Consider the following 19,365-nt stretch of genomic DNA (forward strand, 5'->3'; position numbering starts at 1 on the left):
CTTTTCTTACTGCACGACGCGGCGGCCGAAGCCACCACCGGCGGGACGCGAAGCAGCGGCGGTGCCGACGCTGTTCTGGGGCACGGAAAAGACCGTGCGGCGGAAATTCTTTTCCAGGCGATCGGAGATATAGCTCCACAGGCCCGTTACTTCGGCGGCCGACTTGCCCTTGGGATCGACCTCCATCACCGTGCGGCCGTCGATCATCGAGGCGGCGAAATCGGTGCGATGATGCAGCGTCACCGGCGCCACCGTGCCATGCTGCGACAAAGCGACAGCGGCTTCGGAGGTGATGCGCGCCTTGGGCGTCGCGGCATTGACGACGAAGATCAGCGGCTTGCCGGCACGTTCGCACAGATCGACCGTGGCACCGACGGCGCGCAGGTCATGCGGGCTCGGACGGGTCGGCACGACGATCAGTTCGGCAACCGAAATCACGCTCTGGATCGCCATGGTGATCGCCGGCGGCGTATCAATCACGGCCAGCTTGAACCCCTGCTGGCGCAGGATTTCGAGGTCGGCGGCCAGCCGCGCAACCGTGGTCTGGGCAAAGGCGGGATATTCGGCCTCGCGCTCGTTCCACCAATCGGCCAGCGAACCCTGGGGATCGATGTCGATCAGCACGACCGGACCGGCCCCGGCCAACTGCGCCTGTACGGCCAGATGACCGGACAGGGTCGTCTTGCCCGATCCGCCTTTTTGCGATGCCAATGCCAATATGCGCACGCGCCTTCCCCCAGGTAAATCCAGTTCCGAAACGATTTGGCATGGCGCCGCCTAAAATTCGGTTAACTGGTCTGGCAACCTTGTTGAGGATCACCTATCCCCGGTTTCACATCATGGATCCGGCAATGCTAAGAAGACGTTAACCTTGTTTGACGATAGTGCCGGACGATATTTCCGGTCTGGAGCATGGATATGAAGCCTATCTGGGGAGCCGTTGCGTTCGGCACGCTATTGACGGCCGCCTTGCCGGCGCTTGCCGATGTGAAGGCCGGCGTCGATGCCTGGCAGCAGGGCGATTATGCCAAGGCGATCGCCGAATGGCGCCCGCTCGCCAATGCCGGCGATCCCGATGCGCAGTTCAATCTGGGTCAGGCCTACAAGCTTGGCCGCGGCGTTCCGGCCGATCTCAACAGCGCGGTCGACTGGTATCGCAAGGCGACGGCGCAGGGCCATGCCCGCGCCGAGGATAATCTGGGCCTGCTGATGTTCCAGCAGGGCGATCGCGCCGGGGCCATGCCCTATCTGCAGCATGCCGCCGCCCGCGGCGAAACCCGCGCGCAATATATTGTCGGCACCGCCCTGTTCAACGGCGACATGATCGGCAAGGACTGGGTCCGCGCCTATGCGATGATGACCCGTGCCTCCGCCTCCGGCCTGCCACAGGCAACCACCAGCCTGCAGCAGATGGACAAATATATCCCCGCCGACCAGCGCAAGCAGGGCCTTGCCCTGGCCTCGTCGATGGAGGCGCAGGAAAAGAGCCTGGCCAGCGCCAGCCTGACCCTACCCGCGACAGCGGCACAGCCCCGCCCGACTTCTCCCGCCCCGGCACCAGCAAAGCCAGCTCCCGCACCCGTGACCCAGGTCGCGGTCGCCAAGCCGCAGCCGGTCGCGCCCAAGCCGGCACCGGAGGCAGCAAAACCGGCTCCATCCAAGCCCACGCCACCCAAGCCCGCGCCGTCCAGGATACCGGCACCGGCCGCCGGCGACTGGCGCGTCCAGCTTGGCGCGTTCGGCGACGAAGGCCGCGCCCGTGCGTTGTGGAGCCAGTTGACCCGCAAGGTCAGCGGCCTCTCCGGCTATCAACCCTATCTGGTCAAGGCCGGCAGCGTGACCCGCCTTCAGGCCGGCCCGATCGCCAGCAGCGCCGACGCCTCACGCCTGTGCAGCAGCATCAAGGCCGCCGGCGCGGACTGCATGCCGAAGAAGAACTAGGCACCCTAGCGCGGGCGCCTATTCCGCGCCCGCGCTCGTCAGCATCCAGGCGCGGAACCGTGCCAGTCCCGGATGGCCACCAAGCCCCGTGGGATAGACCAGATAATAGGCCTGCTCGCTCGACAAGGGGCGATCGAACGGGATGACCAGACTGCCCGATTCCAGCTCCGGCCGGATCAGGAAGCTGGGGATCAGCGCCACACCCGCCCCCGCCACCACCGCCTGCGCCAGCATCAGGAAATGCTCGAACGCCGGCCCCGCCGGCAACGGCCCCGCCTCGACGCCCGCTGCCACGAACCAGCGTGCCCAGGCGTCGCGCCGCGAACTCTGGCTCAGCAGCGGCTTGCCCAGCAGATCGGCCGGCGACCGCAGCCCATTGGCCGCCAGCCAGTCCGGCGCGCAGACCGGCACCATCTGTTCGCGAAACAGATAATCCTGCGCCACGCCCGGCCATTCCTGCGGCAGGCCATAATGGATCGCCGCGTCAAATTCCTCCTGCGCGAAATCGAACGGGTCGGATCGCGATGCGAAATCCACCACCAGATCGGGATGCAGGGCACTGAGGCCCGGCAGGCGCGGCGCCAGCCAGCGCATGCCGAAACTGGGCAGGGTCGCGATCCGCAGCGCCCCCTGCGCCCGCCGCGCCGCCACCCGCCGGGTCGCGCGCCGGATCCTATCGAGCGCCGGGCGGATCTCCTCGGCATAGGCCTGTCCCGCCTCGTTCAGTTGCACCCGTCGCCCGACCCGGTCGAACAAGGGCGTCTGCAACCAATCCTCCAGCAGTGCGATCTGGCGACTGACCGCGCTCTGGGTCAGCCCCACTTCCACCCCGGCGCGCGAGAAGCTGCCATGGGTCGCGGCCGCGTCGAAACTGTTGAGCGCGCTCATCGGCGGCAGCCATTTGCGCGCCCTATCCATTCCCGTTCCGCATCAAGTGATGACAGCTCCCTATTTGCGCGACCCACCCTATCCTGCGATAAGGACGCTGTCATCGTGGAGCGTTCTTATGTCGTCACAGAATGAAAGAAGCATCGTCGCCCTGGTTCGGTCGGTGCTGGGCGAAGACGCCGGCAAGGCCGCACTGGACGCACTGGCGATCGATCCCGCGCTGCTGGCGCAAAGCGGCCCGACCGTCAGCCGCGCCGCCTTTGCCATGGCGATGAACGTCATCCTGTTCCACGACCTGCTCGAACGGGTGCCGAGCGGCGCGGCCTATGTCACTGACACGCTGGCGCGTGGCGGCCGGGTGATGTTCGACCATGGCGCGCTGCGCACCATCCGCTTTGCCGAGGGACCGACCGGCGCCCTTCCCGCCGGTGAGGATGCCTTCACCCGCATTTTCCTGCCCTTGGGCTATCGCATGGCCGCCCTCTATCCGCTCGATCGCCTCAAGATGACCGGCCGCGCCTATGCCCATGTCGACGCGCCCGAGGCGATCCCGCAATTCTTCCTGTCCGAACTGCATGTCGACCGGTTCGATCCAGAATTTGGCGAAGCGGCGACCCGCATCTTCGGCACCTCGCGCGATCCGCTCGATGCCCCGACCATCGCCCTGCTCGACCGCTATGCCGCCGGCGAACCGGTCGGCTTCGATGACGCCGCCACCGCCCTGCCCGTCATCGTCTGCGCCTTCGACCGCCAGCATGAACCGCCGGCCTTTGCCGATTATGAGCTGCTGCTCTCCCGCTCCAACGAAGCCGCCTGGATCGCGACCGAGGGCAATGCCTTCAACCATGCGACCGATCGCGTGCCCGATGTCGCGGCGCTGGCCGATCGCCTCAAGGCGGAAGACCGGCCGATGAAGCCCAAGCTGGAAATCTCCGCCACCGGCCGCGTCCGCCAGACCGCCTTCCGTGCCGACAGCGTCGAGCGCATCTTTGCCGACCGCGATCTGCGCACCGTGCCCGGCTCCTTCTACGAATTCATCAGCCGCGATATCGACCCGGACACCGGCCGGCTGGACCTCGCCTTCGACACCGGCAATGCCACCGGCATCTTCGCCATGACCAGCGCCAAGGCTTGATCGCGGCCCCGGCTTGGGGCAACGCCTCGGCAGAATTGCTGGGAGCCGCAGAGTGAACGACAAGACCATCCCGTCCTGGATATTGACCCTGGTCTGCGCCGATCGTGTCGGCATCGTCGCGGCGGTCAGCCAGTTCCTCGCCGAACGGGGCGGCTTCATCACCGACAGCCAGCAATATGCCGATCGCGAGGCCGGCCTCTTCTTCATGCGCGTGGCGTTCGAAGCGACCGACACCGGCATGCGCTTCGACACTGCCGGCCTGCGCGACGAATTTGCCGATATCGGCACCCGCTTCGCCATGGACTGGCGCCTCACCGAAGCGGCCGAACGCCCGCGCATGCTGATCGCCGTGTCGAAGGGGTCGCACTGCCTCGCCGACCTGCTGCATCGCTGGCAGACCGGCACGCTGGCGGTCGACATCATGGGGGTGGTGTCCAACCATCCCGACATGCGCCGCATCACCGAATGGCACGGCATCCCCTATCATGAGCTGCCGCCCAATGGCGACAAGGCCGCGCAGGAGGCCGCCCTGCTCGACCTGTTCGATCGCAGCCGGTCGGAATATCTGATCCTCGCCCGCTATATGCAGGTGCTGTCGGAAAATCTGGTCGATCGGCTGGCGGGGCGCTGCGTCAACATCCATCACAGCTTCCTGCCCGGCTTCAAGGGCGCCCGCCCCTATCACCGCGCGCATGAGCGCGGCGTCAAGCTGATCGGCGCGACCGCCCATTTCGTCACCGCCGACCTCGACGAAGGGCCGATCATCGAACAGGCGGTCGAGCGCGTCGACCATCGTGCCACCGCCGACGACATGATCCGCATCGGCCGCGATATCGAGGCTCAGGTGCTGGCCCGCGCCGTCGGCTGGCTCGCCGACCGGCGCGTGCTGCGCAATGGCGGCAAGACGGTTGTGTTCCGGTAAAGGAATGCGACGATGCAGAGTAATTCACTCACCCGCGTCATGAACGACACCAAATGGAATGAAATTCGGCTGGCCATGTACGGCCTGTCGCCCAGTCCAGCTTGGCGCGCATTCGATCTATCGGGCTATCAATCTGCGATCGATCGAGAATGGTATTATCATTTCCGAGCCGGCGGCTACACCTCGATGCAATATGTCGACATTCTGGTCGATGATGCGGCACAACGCTCGCATGTTCTGCAAGCGCTACGGACCATCCACGTTCCAGGCGAAGAGACAGCCGAGGGATTTCGGGTTTTCGGATATCTGAGAGACGGCCAGACCGCAGACTATCTGTGACCAAGCTACAGACGCCACTTGCCGCTTAAGAGGCGCCTGTAGCGAAAGCTCCCTACAGTCCCAATCGCGCCCAGAAATCGCCCGGCGCCAGCACGGCCTCAGCGCTGCGGTTGCGCTCGACGCGCGACCAGCTGCTATGGGGAATATGGATTTGTGGGGTCTGGTCCTGCCGCTGCTGGCGGACACGAGCTTGCTTGTGGGTCATCGTCTTCTCCTTGTGCGGGAGGAACACGAAACCGGGCGTTGTCGCTTGGGTACCGTGCGCTTTAGCCGTTGGTGACGCGGAGCAAGCTGACATCCTTCAAAAGCCGCGGAGCGAAACGCTCGGCACTCTATCTACCTATCAAATAGAGAAAGGCAAAATAGCTTATCTTGTGCCGCGACCATCCAGGCTTTGCCCGGACGGCCCGCGATCAGACCAATTGCTCAGCCCAGCCGCGCGGCGTGCCAGCGCAGATGATCGTCCATGAAGCTGGAGATGAAATAATAGCTATGGTCATAGCCATCACGCAGATTGAGCGTCAGGTCGATGCCTGCCGCATCGCAGGCCGCGCGCAGCAATTGCGGGCGTAGCTGCCCCTCCAGGAAGCTGTCGCTAGCGCCCTGATCGACCAGCAGCGCATCGATCCGCGCACCATCCTCGATCAGCGCGACCGCGTCATGCTTGCGCCACGCCGCCCGGTCCTCGCCCAGATAGCCGCCCAGCGCCTTCTCGCCCCAGGGCACCTGTCCCGGCGACACGATCGGCGCAAAGGCAGACACCGCGCGATAACGCTCGGGATAGGTCAGCCCGACGGTCAGCGCGCCATGGCCGCCCATGCTGTGCCCCATGATCGACTGGCGATCCATGTCGGCGGGGAACTGGTCCGCGATAAGCGCCGGCAATTCCTGCGTCACATAGGACCACATGCGATAATGGGCGGCATAGGGCGCCTGCGTCGCATCGACATAGAAGCCTGCGCCCAGGCCAAAGTCCCAGGCGCCGTCCGGATCGTCGGCCACGCCCTCGCCCCGCGGCGAGGTATCGGGCGCGACGAAGATCAGCCCCAGTTCCGCGCAGGCCCGGCGAAACTCGCCCTTTTCCGTCACATTGGCATGGGTGCAGGTAAGGCCGGACAGATACCAGACCACCGGCAGCTTCGCGCCGGGCGCATACGGCGGCACGAAGACGGAGAAGGTCATCTCCGTCCCCGTCTCGCGCGAGGCATGGCGATAGACGCCCTGGATGCCGCCAAAGGCCCTGTTGGTCGAAACCGTTTCCACCCGTATTTCCTTCCTCAGCCGATCCGATGCAGGCCGCACAGCTTGTTGCCGGCGGGATCGCGCAGATAGGCGAGATAAAGCTTGCCGAAGCCGCCCTCGCGCACGCCCGGCGGATCTTCGCACGCCGTGCCGCCCGCCGCGACCCCGGCCGCATGCCAGGCATCGGCCTGCTCGGTCGATGTCATGCGGAAACCGATCGTGCCGCCATTGGCGTGGCAGGCCGGTTCCCCGTCGATCGGTTTTGTGACCATGAACAGCGCGCCGTCATGCATGTAGATCAGCCGCCCCTTGTCGTCCTGCATCGCCGGCTTGCCGCCGACCGCACCGAACAGCGCATCATAAAAGGCGCGGGAAACGTCGAGATCATTCGATCCCACCATCACATGGCTGAACATGGTCACTCTCCTGTTGGGTTATCGGTTCAGAAGACGACGACGCTGCGGATGCTCTCGCCCGCATGCATCAGGTCGAACCCCTTGTTGATGTCCTCCAGCCCCATGACATGGGTGATCATCGGGTCGATCTCGATCTTGCCGGTCATGTACATGTCGACGATCTTGGGCACGTCGGTGCGACCCTTGGCCCCGCCAAAGGCCGTGCCGCGCCAGTTGCGGCCCGTGACCAGCTGGAACGGACGGGTGCTGATTTCCTTGCCGGCCTCGGCCACGCCGATGATGATGCTGGTGCCCCAGCCACGATGGCAGGCCTCCAGCGCCACGCGCATCACTTCGGTATTGCCGGTGGCGTCGAACGTGTAGTCCGCGCCGCCATCGGTCATCGCGACGATCGCGGCGACCACCTCCTCGCGGCTCATGCCCCTGGAGTTGAGGAATTCGGTCATGCCGAACCTGCGGCCCCATTCCTCGCGATCGGGATTGATGTCGACGCCGATAATCTTGTTCGCACCGGCCAGGCGCGCGCCCTGGATGACGTTGAGGCCGATGCCGCCCAGGCCGAAGATCACGACATTGTCGCCCACCTGCACCTTGGCGGTGTTGATCACCGCGCCCACGCCCGTGGTCACGCCGCAACCGATATAGCAGCTGCTCTGGAACGGCGCGTCCTCGCGGATCTTGGCCAGCGCGATCTCGGGCAGGACGGTGAAATTGGAGAAGGTCGAGCAGCCCATATAATGGAAGATCGGCTGGCCCTTGTAGGAAAAGCGGGTCGTGCCGTCGGGCATCAGCCCCTTGCCCTGGGTTGCGCGGATCGCGGTGCAGAGGTTGGTCTTGCCGCTCAGGCACGACTTACACTGGCGGCATTCCGGCGTGTAGAGCGGGATGACATGGTCGCCGGGCACGACACTGGTGACGCCGGGGCCAACCTCGCGGACGATGCCCGCGCCCTCATGGCCCAGGATCGAGGGGAAGATGCCCTCGCTGTCGAACCCGTCCAGCGTATAGGCGTCGGTATGGCAGATGCCGGTCGCCATGATCTCGACCAGGACTTCGCCCGCCTTGGGGCCTTCCAGATCGACTTCGACGATTTCGAGGGGCTTCTTCGCTTCGAAGGCGACGGCGGCGCGGGTTTTCACGGCGGGCTACTCCCATGACTGGCGTGAACGGGCGCCCCGAGGACGCCCTGTTAAAAGCATTCCCGGCGTTCATATCGGTTCCGGCAGCAATTGCCAGCCGATACCGCTGTCCAAAGGAGAGGAAAATCCAGCAGGATCCGAAAAAAACAAAGCGCATCCAGCGACTTGCATCGCCAAATGGATCGCCCTGCCTTTCCCGGTCGCGTCCTGTTTAGAAGGACACGTTGTAAATGAACCAGCCCAGGATCAGCAGGCTGCTCACCAGACAGATACGATCGCCGAAGACATCAATTCGAGACATCTGACACATCCTTCACCCAAAAGACGATCTGCGCCGCCTGTTGAGGAAGAATACATCAGATAAATGGACGTGGGAACAGCAATCTCACGACAAGACGTGCCGCCGGGACGATGAATGGAAATCGCAACATCTTGAAATTTTCGCTGCAGCGCACAGCGATCATTCAACTAATAGAACGACGCCAAAAAGCCGAATGGTGGCAGGCACTTACCGCGGTTCAGCGAAATGCTGCACCGCGGTGGCGCAGGAAGGAGGCCGTCGCCTCCTCCGGCCCGCGATAGGCTTCCTGAAACTCGGCGCTCCAATATTTCAGGTCGTCGAGGTCGATTCGCGCGCCCGATACGGCACAGAGCACGAACTGCCCCGGCCGTACCACGTCGAAATGCGGCGTGTCATAGTGCAGCACCGCCAGCCCCTGAATATCCGCCGCCATCAGTCGCCGGTCAGGATGCGGTCGACCAGCTGCTTCACGGTCGGCACGAACCCGTTCGAATAGAAGGGATCCTGCTTGAAGCGATAGGCGGCATGGCCGGCGAACAGCAGATTTTTGTCCAGGTCGCCGCCATGCACCGATTCCTGCAGCGACTTCTGGATGCAGAAGCTGCGCGGATCAGCCAGGCGACCGGTCGAGTTGGTCTCGCTGTCCATCCAGCTGGAGAAGCTGCACTGCGACAGGCAGCCCATGCAGTCGGTCTGGTCCTTGCGGATCTCCGCCTTCTCTTCCTCGGTCACGAAGACGAGCGTGTTGTCCGGAGTCTTGAGCGCGGAGGTGAAGCCCTGGCCCACCCATTCGCGGGCGCGCAGCAGGTCGCCGACCGTCACCCAGAAATTCTTGCCCTTCACGCCCGCATCGAGCTGATGGGTATGATCACCCGCCTGTTCGGTGCTGAACGGGATCTGGCGGTCCGACCGCGCTTCGAGCGAACGCAGGAACGGATTGCGGATCGCCGAGCTGTAGAAGCCGGTGGGCGAGAATTTGTGCAGCAGCACGTCGCCCGGTTCCAGCTGCATCAGCCGGTCCTTCCAATCCTGCGGGATCGGGCTTTCCTGGGTCAGAAGCGGACGGGTGCCGAACTGGAACATGATCGCGCCCAGTTCCGGATTGTCGATCCAGTCGTTCCAGTCCTTCAGCGCCCAGACGCCGCCGGCCATGACGATCGGCACATCATCGGAAATGCCGCCTTCGCGCATGGTGGCGCGCAGGTCGCGCACGCGCGGATAGGGATCCTGCGGCGCGCGCGGGTCTTCCGCGTTGGACAGGCCGTTGTGGCCGCCGGCCAGCCAGGGATCTTCATAGACCACCGCGCCCAGCCATTCCGATGCCTTGGAATAAGCGCGCTTCCACAATGCGCGGAAGGCACGGCCCGACGACACGATCGGCAGATAGCTGACATTGTAGGAGGCAGCGATTTCGCTGAGCTTGTAGGGCATGCCCGCGCCACAGGTGACGCCGGCGACCATGCCCTTGGTCTTTTCCAGAACGCCGTGCAGCACGCGCTGCGCACCGCCCATTTCCCACAGCACGTTGATGTTGATCGCGCCCTTGCCGCCGGCAATCTCATAGGCGCGCTTCACCTGCTCGACGGCACCGTCGATGGCATAGGCGATCAGTTCCTCATGGCGGTCGCGGCGGGTGCGGCCATGATAGATTTGCGGGATGATATTGCCCATGGAGTCATAGCTGTCGGCATTGACCGCCGATACCGTGCCGATGCCCCCGGCAGCCGCCCAGGCGCCCGAACTGGCATGGTTGGAAACAGCAACACCCTTGCCACCTTCGACCAGCGGCCAGACTTCACGGCCACCATAGACGATGGGTTTCAAACCCTTGAACAACGACTTCTCCCGCGAAATGAACCGGCCTCCCCAGACCGGTTGAAATGTCGTCCTATAACAGTTTTTGTCAGGGATGACGAACTGTAGGGCGCCCTAGCGCAAAATATGGGGGCTGGCCAGAGCCTCGCCATATAATGCGGCATAGGCGTCGACCATGGTCTTTTCGTCATAATCGCGCTGCGCCCGCGCCCGGTTTGCCGCCCCCAATGTAGCGCGCAATTCCGCGTCTGCGGCCAGCGTCCCAAGCGCGTCGGCCAGCCCCTGCTCGTCCGCCGCGACGAAGGGTCGATTGGCCGGCGCCACCATATTGGCGACGTCGCCGACATCGGTCGACGCCACCGGCAGCCCGGCCGCCATCGCCTCGACCAGCGAGATCGGGAACTGCTCGCTGTCCGACGACAGGGCAAACATGTCGAACAGGCCGACGAAGCGCCAGGGGTCGGTCATGAACCCGGCCAGGCAGATATCGTCCAGCCCCTGCGCCGCCGCCTCGGCCAGGATCGCGTCGCGCTCCGGCCCCTCGCCCACCACCACCAGTTGCAGCCGCGCGCGATGGGCCGCCACCGCCCGCACCAGTCGCGGGATATTCTTGACCGCGCGCAGCCCCGCCAGCGTGCCGACCAGCAGCTTGCCCGGCGTGCGCACCAGCCCCGGTATCGCATCCGGTGCCGGCGCCTGCGCATAACGCGCCACATCGATGCCGTTGCGGATCAGATGCACCTTGCCCGCCGGCTGCTTCCACGCCTGATGCGCGATCCGCTCCAGCCGGGCCGAGGGCACGACCAGCGCCTGCGCCCGCCCCAGTGCCATGCGCCGATAGAGATTGCGCTGCGGCTTCAGCCCCGCGGCCTCATCGGCGTTGAAGCCATCTTCATGATGGATCAGCGGCGGCAGGCGCATCGACCGGGCGAACAGCCGGTGCGCCATAACCCCGTCCATCGCCCCCCAATTATAGCCCAGCACCAGGTCATAGCCGGACAGGAACTGCGCGATCGCGCGGAACCGCGCCAGCCCCGGCCGCCCGGCAAAGGGCGGCGCTTCGGGAAAATCGACCGGCACCTGCGGTTCGATCGCGCTGCGGGCGGCAAGCGCCTCGGGCGCGGCGCTGACGATGCTGTGCCGCGCCTTGTCGCCCCAGATGTTCATCAGCCGGATCGCGCGGGCTTCCTTGCCGCCCAGCGTGAAGCTGCCATGGATATGCAGGATGCGCGGCGGATCGCCCCGCCTCACGCCGCCGCCATCAGCCACGCAGCACGCGTTCCAGCAAACGGCCGATCCCGGCCGCCGCCTCCGGCTCGTCCAAAGCCGGCGCATGGCCGACATCGGGCACCGTCACCAGTTCTGCGCTTGCCCCCACCTCGCGCGCCATCCGCTCCGCCGTCGGCGCGCTCAGCAGGTCCGACCGGCCGCCACGCAGCAACAGGGTCGGAATATCCTGAAACGCCGCCATCACCGGCCACATGTCGACACCCGCCTCGCCGCCCGGCGCGCGCAGCGGCTCGGCAATGCGCATGTCATAGTCGAGCACGATCCGCCCGCCGCTGTTCAGCCGATAGAGGCGCTTGGCCATGGCCAGCCACTGCTCCAGCCCATAGGCCGGATAGACATCGCCATTCGCTTCCTCCAGCGCGCGGGCCGCATGGACCCAGCTGGGGTGCGACTGGCCCACGCCGACATAGCCGCGAATCCGCTCCAGCCCCGCCTCGTCCAGCGTCGGGCCGACATCGTTCAGCACCGCGCCGGCCAGCCATTCGCGATGGGTCGCGGCCATCAGCATGGTGATGATCCCGCCCAGCGACGTGCCGACCGCGACGAAGCGGGTGATCGCCAGGTCCGCCAGCAACCGGCCGATATCCTGCAAATAGGTCAGCGGCACATAGCTCATCGGATCCTTGGCATAGGCGCTTTCGGCGCGCCCCCGCATATCCGGGCAGATCACCCGCCACTCGCCCGCCAGCCGCTGCGCCAGCGGCTCGAAATCGCGCGCATTGCGGGTCAGCCCCGGCAGGCACAGCAAGGGCGGTCGCCCGTCCTCGCCGCCCGCATAGTCGCGATAATGCAGCCGCAGTCCATCCGGGGACCACCAATATGCGTCACTATAGCCGGTCAAGCTTGATCCTTCCGCCCATGCTCCCCCATATCGCCGCATGGACAACAAGCCGCAAGCCGCCAATTACAGCCCCGCCACGGAAATCACCGCGCTGATGCCCGACATCGCCGATCCGGTGCATGCTGCCGACTTTCCGCAGACCCTGTTGCGCTTCCGCAATGACCGCGCTGCCGCATCGGTCGGCCTCGATCATCTGAGCGACGAAGAGTGGATCGCCCATTTCGGCCGCTTTGCGCCCCTGCCCGGCACGCTCCCCCAGCCGCTCGCCCTGCGTTACCATGGCCATCAGTTCCGCCATTATAATCCCGATATCGGCGACGGCCGCGGCTTCCTGTTCGCGCAGATGCGCGACGCGGATGGCCGCCTGCTCGACCTTGGCACCAAGGGATCGGGCCAGACCCCCTATAGCCGCTTCGGCGATGGGCGCCTGACGCTCAAGGGCGGCGTGCGCGAAATATTGGCGACCGAGATGCTGGAGGCGCTGGGCGTCAACACGTCCAAGACCTTCTCAATCATCGAGACGGGCGAGGCGCTGGAGCGCAATGACGAACCCTCGCCCACGCGCGGCGCGGCGATGGTCCGTCTCAGCCATTCGCACATCCGCATCGGCAGCTTCCAGCGCGCCGCCTATATCGAGGATAATAGGTTGCTCGAACGGCTGACCGACTATGCCCTCACCCACCTCTATGGGGAACAGCCCGGCGACAACCCGCCCGCCCAGCTGCTCGGCCGCGTGGTCGATCGCACCGCGGACCTGGCCGCCAGCTACATGGTCGCCGGCTTCGTCCATGGCGTGCTCAACAGCGACAATATCAATGTCACCGGCGAAAGCTTCGACTATGGCCCCTGGCGCTTCACGCCGCTCTGGGACGCGGGCTTCACCGCCGCCTATTTCGACCATGCCGGCCTCTACGCCTTCGCCCGCCAGGCCGAGGCGATCCATTGGGACGTCGCCCAGCTTGCCGTCTCGCTACGCCCGCTCAGCGAAGCGCCGCCGCTGATCGAACAGCTCGAACGCTTCCCCGCCCTCTACGCCCAGGCGATGCAGCGCCGCTTCTGCTGGCGCCTCGGCGTCCTGCCGGGCGCAGACAGCGCCGCCATGACCGAAACCGCCGTGCGCGCGATGATGACCACCGCGACGCCGATCGACATCTTCTTCCACGACTGGCGCGGCGGCACGCCCCGCAACCCCGCCCGCTACAGCGAACCGATCTGGGCCGAACTGCGCGACCAACTGACCAACCACCCGCCCGTCCCCGGCGCCTGCGACCACGCCTATTGGTCGGACGACGCCCCCTGCTCCATGCATATCGACGAGGTGGAAGCGATCTGGAGCGCCATCGACCAGTCCGACGACTGGTCCCCGCTCCACGCCAAGGTCACCGCCATCCGCCGCATGGGTGAGGCGCATGGAAGTGCGCCGGCATTGCCCTGAGAAAGGCCGAAGTCCGGCAAAGCGAGTGCTGTGCCCCCTGATCGAGTGGGGAATTGAGTGGATCAGCACTGTCCTTCAGACCCGTCATGCCAGCGAAGGCTGGCATCCCACTTGTTCTAGTCCCCCTAGAAGAAAAGAGTGATCCCAGCCTGCGCTGGGATGACGGAGTTGGGTGGAAGGTCGACAGTCTGCTTCTGGGCAGATGATCGGCGAAAGCTGACGTTGCATGGAAAAATCATTTGGCAACAATCGTCAAGTGGCGGACAATTTGGGAAACAGCTAAACGTCTCAAATGAGCAAGACGGGTTTTGACGGGCTGATGCACACGGCGTGCGTCGTTTGGGGGTTCTGCGGATGCATGAAGCGGGGAGAGCCGCTTCACGTTACAAACCTCATTCCGCCAAGCGGCCCGGTTCATGCGAGACAGTTCGTTGAATGGCTTCTGCTTGCCGACAACGTCAATCCAAACCTGCCTGAATATGAGCGCCACAAAGCTGCACTGACCACCGCTTTCGTTGCTCACATGGGGAGCGAAGTCGTTGATGCGGCCCAACTTCGGTGGAGTGACGCCGAGCAGGATATTGATCAGCCGGACGTGAAGTTCCGGGGCAGGATAGCTGACGATCATGAAAACCTTCCGAGCGGCACTTAACCACCACATTTGATCATGCAGCTTTCAACTTGTAATCTGAATGAGTGGCCGGACCCAGCGTTGCGGATCATCTGACTGAACGACCAAAAATGGTCGTTGCCAGACCGCCTAACTCAGCTTTCCTACTCGGCCGGTCTCTGATCTACCCTTGGGCATGGATCAATCGCACGAACTTCACGCCCTCTTGCGGTCGTGCAACAATCGCCTGCTGGCGCATGGACGTCGCTTCACTGTCGCCCCGCCGTCGCGTCACCGACGCGTGATGATGACCCGATTTCCATGCTCGTGTCGCGTTACAGGCGCGCCATCAGAGCGGCGCAGAGGCGTCACCGGCGCATTTCGCCGGAATCAGCCTCACGACACTGTGAACTTCGACTGTCGCGTCGATTTCGGGTCGAGACCCGCCAGCAATTTTCAGGAAGAAGCCGGATCCGTCCGGCCGATTACAGCTTATCGCAGCAGCGTAACACGGAAAAAGCGTCCCGCCTTTGCCCCGGAAGGCGGGACGGGACGCTCCATCGGTCGCAGGCCGCCCCGTGATAACCATGCGCGGGCCGCGTCCGTCGAACCAACGATATGGGCAAAAGGTCGTTCCCGGGTTGATCGCAGCCCTGCCGCGATCCGTCGCAAAATCTGCCTCATCAGGGCAGCCTCCCGATCGTATCGCCGGGTGGCGCTGCACTTCAGCGCCGGGCAAGTTGGACAGCCGGCTTGTGGCTGATGGTCAGGCCAGCCTCGACCCAGTCCTGCTTGCTGCGGCAATCGACACGCGGCACCAGCGTGCTGGGCTGCACTTCACGAAAGCAGTAGCGGTCGGTCTTTTCTTCATAGCTGACCTTGGCGTTACCGAACTTGCCCACGGGCTGGGCGAAAGCGGGCGCGGCGGCAACGGTCATGGCGGCGGCAGCGGCGATGATGGCGATGGTCTTCATGAGCAAATTCCTTCCCTGATTTTGATGGATTGGTGGCGCCGGCGTTCAGCGCTGGGCCAACTGGACAGCCGGTTTGCGGCTGATGGTCAGGCCCGCGTCGGCCCAGTCCTGCTTGCTGCGGCAATCGACGCGCGGCACCAGCGTGCTGGGCTGCACTTCGCGGAAGCAGTAGCGGTCGGTCTTTTCTTCATAGCTGACCTTGGCGTTACCGAACTTGCCTTCGGGCTGGGCGAAGGCGGGCGTGGCGGCAACGGTCATGGCGGCAGCGGCGGCGATGATGGCGATGGTCTTCATGAGCAAATTCCTTCCCTGAAATCTCGTTCCGCGACCCCGATCGGGTCGTGCCAAGAGCATTGCAGGGGCCGTGCCAATTTGCCGAAAGCCCGGAAAATCGGGCTTCAGTTCGCGCAGATCATATTTATCGCACGAAAATTACACCAACAGTCGGCGTTATATTTTTATATTTGGTATTTTTCGCGCAACGCAATCCACCGCAGCTTCGCCACGCATCAGCAAAGCTTTATTGTCAATCAAATCAGTAGTGATAAAATCGCCCCATAGATTTGGAGGTGCAGATGACGATTCACACCCTGTCGGATGACCAGACCCCCACCATCCTGACCGTGCCCGGCCTGATGAACAGCGGTCCGGGCCATTGGCAAAGCCTTTGGGAAAAGGCGCTTCCCGACTGCCATCGGGTCGAACTGGGCAGCTGGGACGCGCCCCATCGCAATGCCTGGATCACCAACCTGGGCCATGCCATCGCCCAGGTTGACGGGCCGGTGATCCTGGCCGCGCACAGCCTTGGCTGCCATGCGGTCGCCTGGTGGGCAGCGTTCGAAACCGGACAGTTGCGGGACAAGGTGGCCGGCGCCCTGCTGGTCGCGCCGCCGGAAGTGGACAGCGGCGCGGTCGACCGCCGCCTCGTCGGCTTCGGCCCCACGCCCAAGGGGCTGCTCCCCTTCCCCTCGATCGTCGTCGCCAGCCGCAACGATCCCTATATCGACTTTGCCAGTGCCCGGCGGCTCGCCCAATTCTGGGGCAGCCAGTTCGCCGACGCGGGCGAAAGCGGCCATATCAACGCCGCGTCGGATCTGGGCGAATGGAATTTCGGCCAGTTCCTGCTCCACCGCCTGACCGATCGGACAGCGCCGGCCGATCTTGCCGCGGTCCGCAACGAAGAAGCCCGGCGCAGCGCCGAAATGTCGATCCGCTACGGCTTCTGATCGCCGCTGACAGGCGGCCGCGCTGTCCTATTCGACGGCAGGATGGTACAGGATCGATCCGGCACGGGCGCCCAGCCCGGCCGGATCGATCCAGCATCATAAAATTTCCAACTTCGGTTCTTAAATGTCCAAATATGCGGGAAATATGGGAAGTTAAGCGGAACATTTCCTATTGGCCGAACGTAGAAGAGCGCCCTCCATGCCCCGCTCTTCCTTCGTTAACCATTTTCGGTCATATCCTGCACCATGTCCGCCGCGCTGACGTCCCATGAACCCGCGACCGGCGCCCTGCTATGGCAGGGCGAAAGCGGCGACGTGGACGATATCGTCGCCCGCGCCCGCTCCGGCTGGCCGCGCTGGGCCGCACAGCCGGTCGCCTTCCGCATCGAGACGCTGCGCCGCTTCGTCAATGTCGTGCGCGCCCATGAGGAGGAACTGGCCGACCTGATCGCCCGTGAAACCGGAAAGCCGCTATGGGACGCCCGGACCGAGGTGACGGCGGTGATGGCCAAGATCGACACATCGGTCGCCGCCTATTCCGAACGCACCGGCCAGCGCCGGCTGGAGGCCAATCTGGGCGCCCGCCAGTCGGTGCGGCACAAGCCCCATGGCGTGATGGCAGTGCTTGGCCCCTATAATTTCCCGGCCCATCTGCCCAATGGCCACATCATCCCGGCGCTGCTGGCGGGCAATGCCGTCATCTTCAAACCGTCGGAAAAAACCCCGGCAGTCGGCGAGATGCTGGTGCGCTTCTATCATGAGGCGGGCGTCCCGACCGACGCCGTCCAGTTGCTGCTCGGCGGCGCGGAGGAAGGCAAGGCGCTCGCCGCCCATGCCGATGTCGCGGGCATATTGTTCACCGGATCGGCCCAGACCGGCATCGCCATCAACCGCCAGTTCGCCACCCAGCCGGGCAAGATCCTCGCGCTCGAAATGGGCGGCAACAATCCGCTGGTCGTCTGGGATACGCCGGAGATCGGCGCCGCCGCCGCGCTGGTGATCCAGTCCGCCTTCCTGTCGAGCGGCCAGCGCTGCACCGCCGCCAGCCGGCTGATCGTCCGCGACGCCATGGCCGACGCCCTGATCGCGGAGGTCAAGAAGCTCGCCGACAGGCTGATCGTCGATCACCCCCATGCCGATCCGCAGCCCTATATGGGGCCGGTCATCGACAATCCGACCGCCGATGGCCTGACCGAAAGCTTCCTCTATCTGATGAGCCATGGCGGCCGGCCGATCAAGCATATGGTCCGGCCGCAAAAGGGCCTGCCCTTCCTGACGCCCGCAATCATCGACGTGACCGCGATGAAGGAACGGCCCGATGTCGAGCTGTTCGGTCCGCTGCTCCAGATCGTGCGCGTGCCCGATTTCGAAACCGCCATCGCCGAAGCCAATAGCAGCCGTTATGGCCTGTCCGCCTCGCTCGTCGGCGGCAGTCCCGAACAATATGCGCAATTCTGGGGCAACGTCCGCGCCGGCGTGATCAACTGGAACCGGCCCACCAATGGCGCGTCGGGCACCGCCCCGTTCGGCGGCGTCGGCGTATCCGGCAACCACCGTCCCAGCGCCTATTATGCCGCCGATTATTGCGCCTATCCGGTCGCATCCGCCGAGATCGAACAGCCCCGCGCCACCATCGGCATCGGCCTCAAGGACATAGACGTCAGCGCCATGGGCGATTGACAACCCGGCTACTGGACAAAACTTTTCCTAAGCCCCTCCATATCCATTCTGAATTGAAACTCCGCCGCCCTTTCGCCATGTGGCGAGCATGGCTGACATTGCACCTGCTACCGTCCACCTGGTGGGCGCGGGACCGGGCGACCCGGAACTGCTGACCATCAAGGCCGTGCGCCTGATCCGCGACGCGCGCCTGATCGTGCATGACGGGCTGGTGTCCGACGACATATTGGCGCTGGCCGGGCCGCAGACCGAACTGGTCTCGGTCGCCAAGCAGCGCAGCCGCCACTCCATGCCGCAGGAGGCGATCAATGCCCTGCTGGTCCGCTTTGCCCTGGCCGGCGAGCCGGTCGTCCGCCTGAAGGGGGGCGATCCCTTCATCTTCGGCCGTGGTGGCGAGGAAGTCGACGCCTGCCGCGCCGCCGGCGTCCCGGTAGAGGTCGTGCCGGGGATCAGCGCCGCGATCGGCGCCGCCGCCCAGGCGCAACTGCCGCTGACCCATCGCGAGGCGTCGAGCGCGGTCAGCTTCGTCGCCGGCCAGTGCAAGGGTCTTACCGATCAGGATTGGTCGGGCCTTGCGGGAAAAGGCCGCACGCTCGTCATCTATATGGGCGTCGCGACCGCCGCCGACATCGCCGACAAGCTGATGGCCGACGGCGTGTCGCCGGCAATCCCGGTCGCGGTGCTGGAAAATGGCACGCGCGCCGATATGCGCAGCCTGCGCACCCTGCTCGCCGATCTGGGCGACATGGTGGCGCGTGAAGAAGTCAAAAGCCCGGCCCTGATCGTGGTCGGAGACGTGGCGGCCCATGCCCTGGCACGCGATGTGCTGGCGGACTGGGCGGCAAAAGGGGAGAGTATTTCGGAGATGCGTTCGTGAAGATCCTGACGGGCAATGATCTGGTGACCGGTGATGTCATCTGGTGGGCCGGCGATGGTTGGTCGCGCCAGGTCGGCGACAGCGCCGATGTCGGCGAACAGGGCGACGACCTCGCCCGCACCGAGGAAGCGGCGCTGCGTGTCGTCGGCGCCTATGTGATCGACGCGACCGTCACCGACGAGGGTGTGCGCCCGGCCCATATCAAGGACCGTATCCGCGCCCTTGGCCCCACGGTGCGCCCCGACCTCAATTTGAAACCGAATGATGCCGACGCCGGCAACTGGGTGATCTGAC

At 64.7% G+C, this 19,365-nt stretch carries 22 protein-coding genes; 9 read left to right on the forward strand and 13 right to left on the reverse strand.

Annotation, left to right across the window (positions count from 1 at the left end):
• Window positions 1-6 precede the first annotated feature (6 nt).
• Entirely contained in the window at window positions 7-726 is a 720-nt protein-coding gene (locus ACI6S0_RS09510) for a ParA family protein (protein WP_004212248.1), read from the reverse strand.
• A gap of 186 nt (window positions 727-912) precedes the next feature.
• On the opposite strand from ACI6S0_RS09510, the gene ACI6S0_RS09515 reads away from it, so the two are divergent.
• On the forward strand, window positions 913-1,941 hold the full coding sequence (locus ACI6S0_RS09515; protein ID WP_434405652.1) for an SPOR domain-containing protein: 1,029 nt from the start codon (window positions 913-915) through the stop codon (window positions 1,939-1,941).
• An 18-nt stretch (window positions 1,942-1,959) separates the two neighbouring features.
• Here ACI6S0_RS09515 and gcvA read toward each other — a convergent pair whose 3' ends face one another.
• Window positions 1,960-2,859 carry a transcriptional regulator GcvA gene (gene gcvA / locus ACI6S0_RS09520; RefSeq protein WP_434405653.1) on the reverse strand — a complete coding sequence of 300 codons (900 nt, stop codon included), beginning with the start codon at window positions 2,857-2,859 and terminating at the stop codon, window positions 1,960-1,962.
• Between the two features lie 88 nt (window positions 2,860-2,947).
• Between gcvA and ACI6S0_RS09525 the strand changes: the two genes are divergently transcribed.
• The 3 genes from ACI6S0_RS09525 to ACI6S0_RS09535 are packed head-to-tail and all read left to right on the forward strand — an operon-like array spanning window position 2,948 to window position 5,225.
• Window positions 2,948-3,964 carry a DUF1338 domain-containing protein gene (locus tag ACI6S0_RS09525; protein ID WP_434405654.1) on the forward strand — a complete coding sequence of 339 codons (1,017 nt, stop codon included), beginning with the start codon at window positions 2,948-2,950 and terminating at the stop codon, window positions 3,962-3,964.
• A 52-nt stretch (window positions 3,965-4,016) separates the two neighbouring features.
• Window positions 4,017-4,886 carry a formyltetrahydrofolate deformylase gene (gene purU / locus ACI6S0_RS09530; protein WP_017500643.1) on the forward strand — a complete coding sequence of 290 codons (870 nt, stop codon included), beginning with the start codon at window positions 4,017-4,019 and terminating at the stop codon, window positions 4,884-4,886.
• 12 nt (window positions 4,887-4,898) lie between these two features.
• Window positions 4,899-5,225, forward strand: a complete 327-nt coding sequence (locus tag ACI6S0_RS09535; RefSeq protein ID WP_434405655.1) for a DUF6678 family protein — start codon at window positions 4,899-4,901, stop codon at window positions 5,223-5,225.
• Window positions 5,226-5,277: 52 nt separating this feature from the next.
• On the opposite strand, the gene ACI6S0_RS09540 is transcribed toward ACI6S0_RS09535, so the two are convergent.
• From ACI6S0_RS09540 to ACI6S0_RS09575, 8 genes are all read right to left on the reverse strand, one after another.
• Window positions 5,278-5,430, reverse strand: a complete 153-nt coding sequence (locus ACI6S0_RS09540) for a hypothetical protein (RefSeq protein ID WP_010338958.1) — start codon at window positions 5,428-5,430, stop codon at window positions 5,278-5,280.
• Between the two features lie 221 nt (window positions 5,431-5,651).
• On the reverse strand, window positions 5,652-6,488 hold the full coding sequence (gene fghA, locus ACI6S0_RS09545; RefSeq protein ID WP_434405656.1) for an S-formylglutathione hydrolase: 837 nt from the start codon (window positions 6,486-6,488) through the stop codon (window positions 5,652-5,654).
• Window positions 6,489-6,502: 14 nt separating this feature from the next.
• Complete coding sequence (locus ACI6S0_RS09550) at window positions 6,503-6,883, reverse strand: VOC family protein (RefSeq protein WP_004212241.1); 381 nt, start codon at window positions 6,881-6,883, stop codon at window positions 6,503-6,505.
• Between the two features lie 26 nt (window positions 6,884-6,909).
• Window positions 6,910-8,022: an S-(hydroxymethyl)glutathione dehydrogenase/class III alcohol dehydrogenase gene (locus tag ACI6S0_RS09555; protein WP_004212240.1), complete on the reverse strand. Its 1,113-nt coding sequence runs from the start codon at window positions 8,020-8,022 to the stop codon at window positions 6,910-6,912.
• A 518-nt stretch (window positions 8,023-8,540) separates the two neighbouring features.
• Window positions 8,541-8,756: a DUF2093 domain-containing protein gene (locus tag ACI6S0_RS09560; RefSeq protein ID WP_004212238.1), complete on the reverse strand. Its 216-nt coding sequence runs from the start codon at window positions 8,754-8,756 to the stop codon at window positions 8,541-8,543.
• A complete protein-coding gene (locus ACI6S0_RS09565; RefSeq protein ID WP_004212237.1) occupies window positions 8,756-10,159 on the reverse strand; it encodes an NAD(P)H-dependent flavin oxidoreductase in 1,404 nt (467 codons plus the stop codon). The genes ACI6S0_RS09560 and ACI6S0_RS09565 overlap by 1 nt, the downstream gene beginning before the upstream one ends.
• 93 nt (window positions 10,160-10,252) lie before the next feature.
• A complete protein-coding gene (locus ACI6S0_RS09570; RefSeq protein ID WP_434405657.1) occupies window positions 10,253-11,407 on the reverse strand; it encodes a glycosyltransferase in 1,155 nt (384 codons plus the stop codon).
• Window positions 11,400-12,269, reverse strand: a complete 870-nt coding sequence (locus tag ACI6S0_RS09575; RefSeq protein WP_434405658.1) for an alpha/beta fold hydrolase — start codon at window positions 12,267-12,269, stop codon at window positions 11,400-11,402. Before ACI6S0_RS09575 ends, ACI6S0_RS09570 begins: the two co-directional genes overlap by 8 nt.
• 37 nt (window positions 12,270-12,306) lie before the next feature.
• On the opposite strand from ACI6S0_RS09575, the gene ACI6S0_RS09580 reads away from it, so the two are divergent.
• On the forward strand, window positions 12,307-13,704 hold the full coding sequence (locus ACI6S0_RS09580) for a protein adenylyltransferase SelO family protein (protein ID WP_434405659.1): 1,398 nt from the start codon (window positions 12,307-12,309) through the stop codon (window positions 13,702-13,704).
• A 235-nt stretch (window positions 13,705-13,939) separates the two neighbouring features.
• Here the strand turns inward: ACI6S0_RS09580 and ACI6S0_RS09585 are convergent, their stop codons facing one another.
• The 3 genes from ACI6S0_RS09585 to ACI6S0_RS09595 all read right to left on the reverse strand — a co-directional run bounded on the left by ACI6S0_RS09585 (window position 13,940) and on the right by ACI6S0_RS09595 (window position 15,582).
• Window positions 13,940-14,332 (reverse strand): hypothetical protein, encoded by a 393-nt coding sequence (locus ACI6S0_RS09585; protein ID WP_270093010.1) that lies wholly within the window; start codon window positions 14,330-14,332, stop codon window positions 13,940-13,942.
• Between the two features lie 707 nt (window positions 14,333-15,039).
• Entirely contained in the window at window positions 15,040-15,288 is a 249-nt protein-coding gene (locus ACI6S0_RS09590) for a hypothetical protein (protein ID WP_434405660.1), read from the reverse strand.
• Between the two features lie 45 nt (window positions 15,289-15,333).
• Window positions 15,334-15,582 carry a hypothetical protein gene (locus ACI6S0_RS09595; protein ID WP_434405661.1) on the reverse strand — a complete coding sequence of 83 codons (249 nt, stop codon included), beginning with the start codon at window positions 15,580-15,582 and terminating at the stop codon, window positions 15,334-15,336.
• A 281-nt stretch (window positions 15,583-15,863) separates the two neighbouring features.
• Between ACI6S0_RS09595 and ACI6S0_RS09600 the strand changes: the two genes are divergently transcribed.
• The 4 genes from ACI6S0_RS09600 (at window position 15,864) to ACI6S0_RS09615 (ending at window position 19,364) form a co-directional block, all read left to right on the forward strand.
• Window positions 15,864-16,514: an RBBP9/YdeN family alpha/beta hydrolase gene (locus ACI6S0_RS09600; protein WP_206434217.1), complete on the forward strand. Its 651-nt coding sequence runs from the start codon at window positions 15,864-15,866 to the stop codon at window positions 16,512-16,514.
• A 246-nt stretch (window positions 16,515-16,760) separates the two neighbouring features.
• A complete protein-coding gene (gene astD / locus ACI6S0_RS09605; RefSeq protein WP_004212228.1) occupies window positions 16,761-18,194 on the forward strand; it encodes a succinylglutamate-semialdehyde dehydrogenase in 1,434 nt (477 codons plus the stop codon).
• A gap of 88 nt (window positions 18,195-18,282) precedes the next feature.
• Complete coding sequence (gene cobA, locus ACI6S0_RS09610; protein ID WP_048936929.1) at window positions 18,283-19,071, forward strand: uroporphyrinogen-III C-methyltransferase; 789 nt, start codon at window positions 18,283-18,285, stop codon at window positions 19,069-19,071.
• Window positions 19,068-19,364, forward strand: coding sequence for a DUF2849 domain-containing protein (locus tag ACI6S0_RS09615; RefSeq protein ID WP_004212225.1), 297 nt, complete (start codon window positions 19,068-19,070; stop codon window positions 19,362-19,364). The genes cobA and ACI6S0_RS09615 overlap by 4 nt, the downstream gene beginning before the upstream one ends.
• Window position 19,365 lies beyond the last annotated feature (1 nt).

Source organism: Sphingobium sp. DN12, assembly GCF_051058005.1.
GTDB classification, from domain to species: domain Bacteria; phylum Pseudomonadota; class Alphaproteobacteria; order Sphingomonadales; family Sphingomonadaceae; genus Sphingobium; species Sphingobium yanoikuyae.

Coding starts and splice junctions, on each gene's coding strand:
- ACI6S0_RS09560 (WP_004212238.1), bottom strand. CDS start 8,756: ATGGCGGCGGATATTCAGGGGCTGGCGGTGCTGCACTATGACACGCCG.
- ACI6S0_RS09525 (WP_434405654.1), top strand. CDS start 2,948: ATGTCGTCACAGAATGAAAGAAGCATCGTCGCCCTGGTTCGGTCGGTG.
- ACI6S0_RS09595 (WP_434405661.1), bottom strand. CDS start 15,582: ATGAAGACCATCGCCATCATCGCCGCCGCTGCCGCCATGACCGTTGCC.
- ACI6S0_RS09550 (WP_004212241.1), bottom strand. CDS start 6,883: ATGTTCAGCCATGTGATGGTGGGATCGAATGATCTCGACGTTTCCCGC.
- cobA (WP_048936929.1), top strand. CDS start 18,283: ATGGCTGACATTGCACCTGCTACCGTCCACCTGGTGGGCGCGGGACCG.
- ACI6S0_RS09540 (WP_010338958.1), bottom strand. CDS start 5,430: ATGACCCACAAGCAAGCTCGTGTCCGCCAGCAGCGGCAGGACCAGACC.
- ACI6S0_RS09600 (WP_206434217.1), top strand. CDS start 15,864: ATGACGATTCACACCCTGTCGGATGACCAGACCCCCACCATCCTGACC.
- astD (WP_004212228.1), top strand. CDS start 16,761: ATGTCCGCCGCGCTGACGTCCCATGAACCCGCGACCGGCGCCCTGCTA.
- ACI6S0_RS09535 (WP_434405655.1), top strand. CDS start 4,899: ATGCAGAGTAATTCACTCACCCGCGTCATGAACGACACCAAATGGAAT.
- ACI6S0_RS09585 (WP_270093010.1), bottom strand. CDS start 14,332: ATGATCGTCAGCTATCCTGCCCCGGAACTTCACGTCCGGCTGATCAAT.
- ACI6S0_RS09515 (WP_434405652.1), top strand. CDS start 913: ATGGATATGAAGCCTATCTGGGGAGCCGTTGCGTTCGGCACGCTATTG.
- ACI6S0_RS09590 (WP_434405660.1), bottom strand. CDS start 15,288: ATGAAGACCATCGCCATCATCGCCGCTGCCGCCGCCATGACCGTTGCC.
- gcvA (WP_434405653.1), bottom strand. CDS start 2,859: ATGGATAGGGCGCGCAAATGGCTGCCGCCGATGAGCGCGCTCAACAGT.
- ACI6S0_RS09580 (WP_434405659.1), top strand. CDS start 12,307: ATGGACAACAAGCCGCAAGCCGCCAATTACAGCCCCGCCACGGAAATC.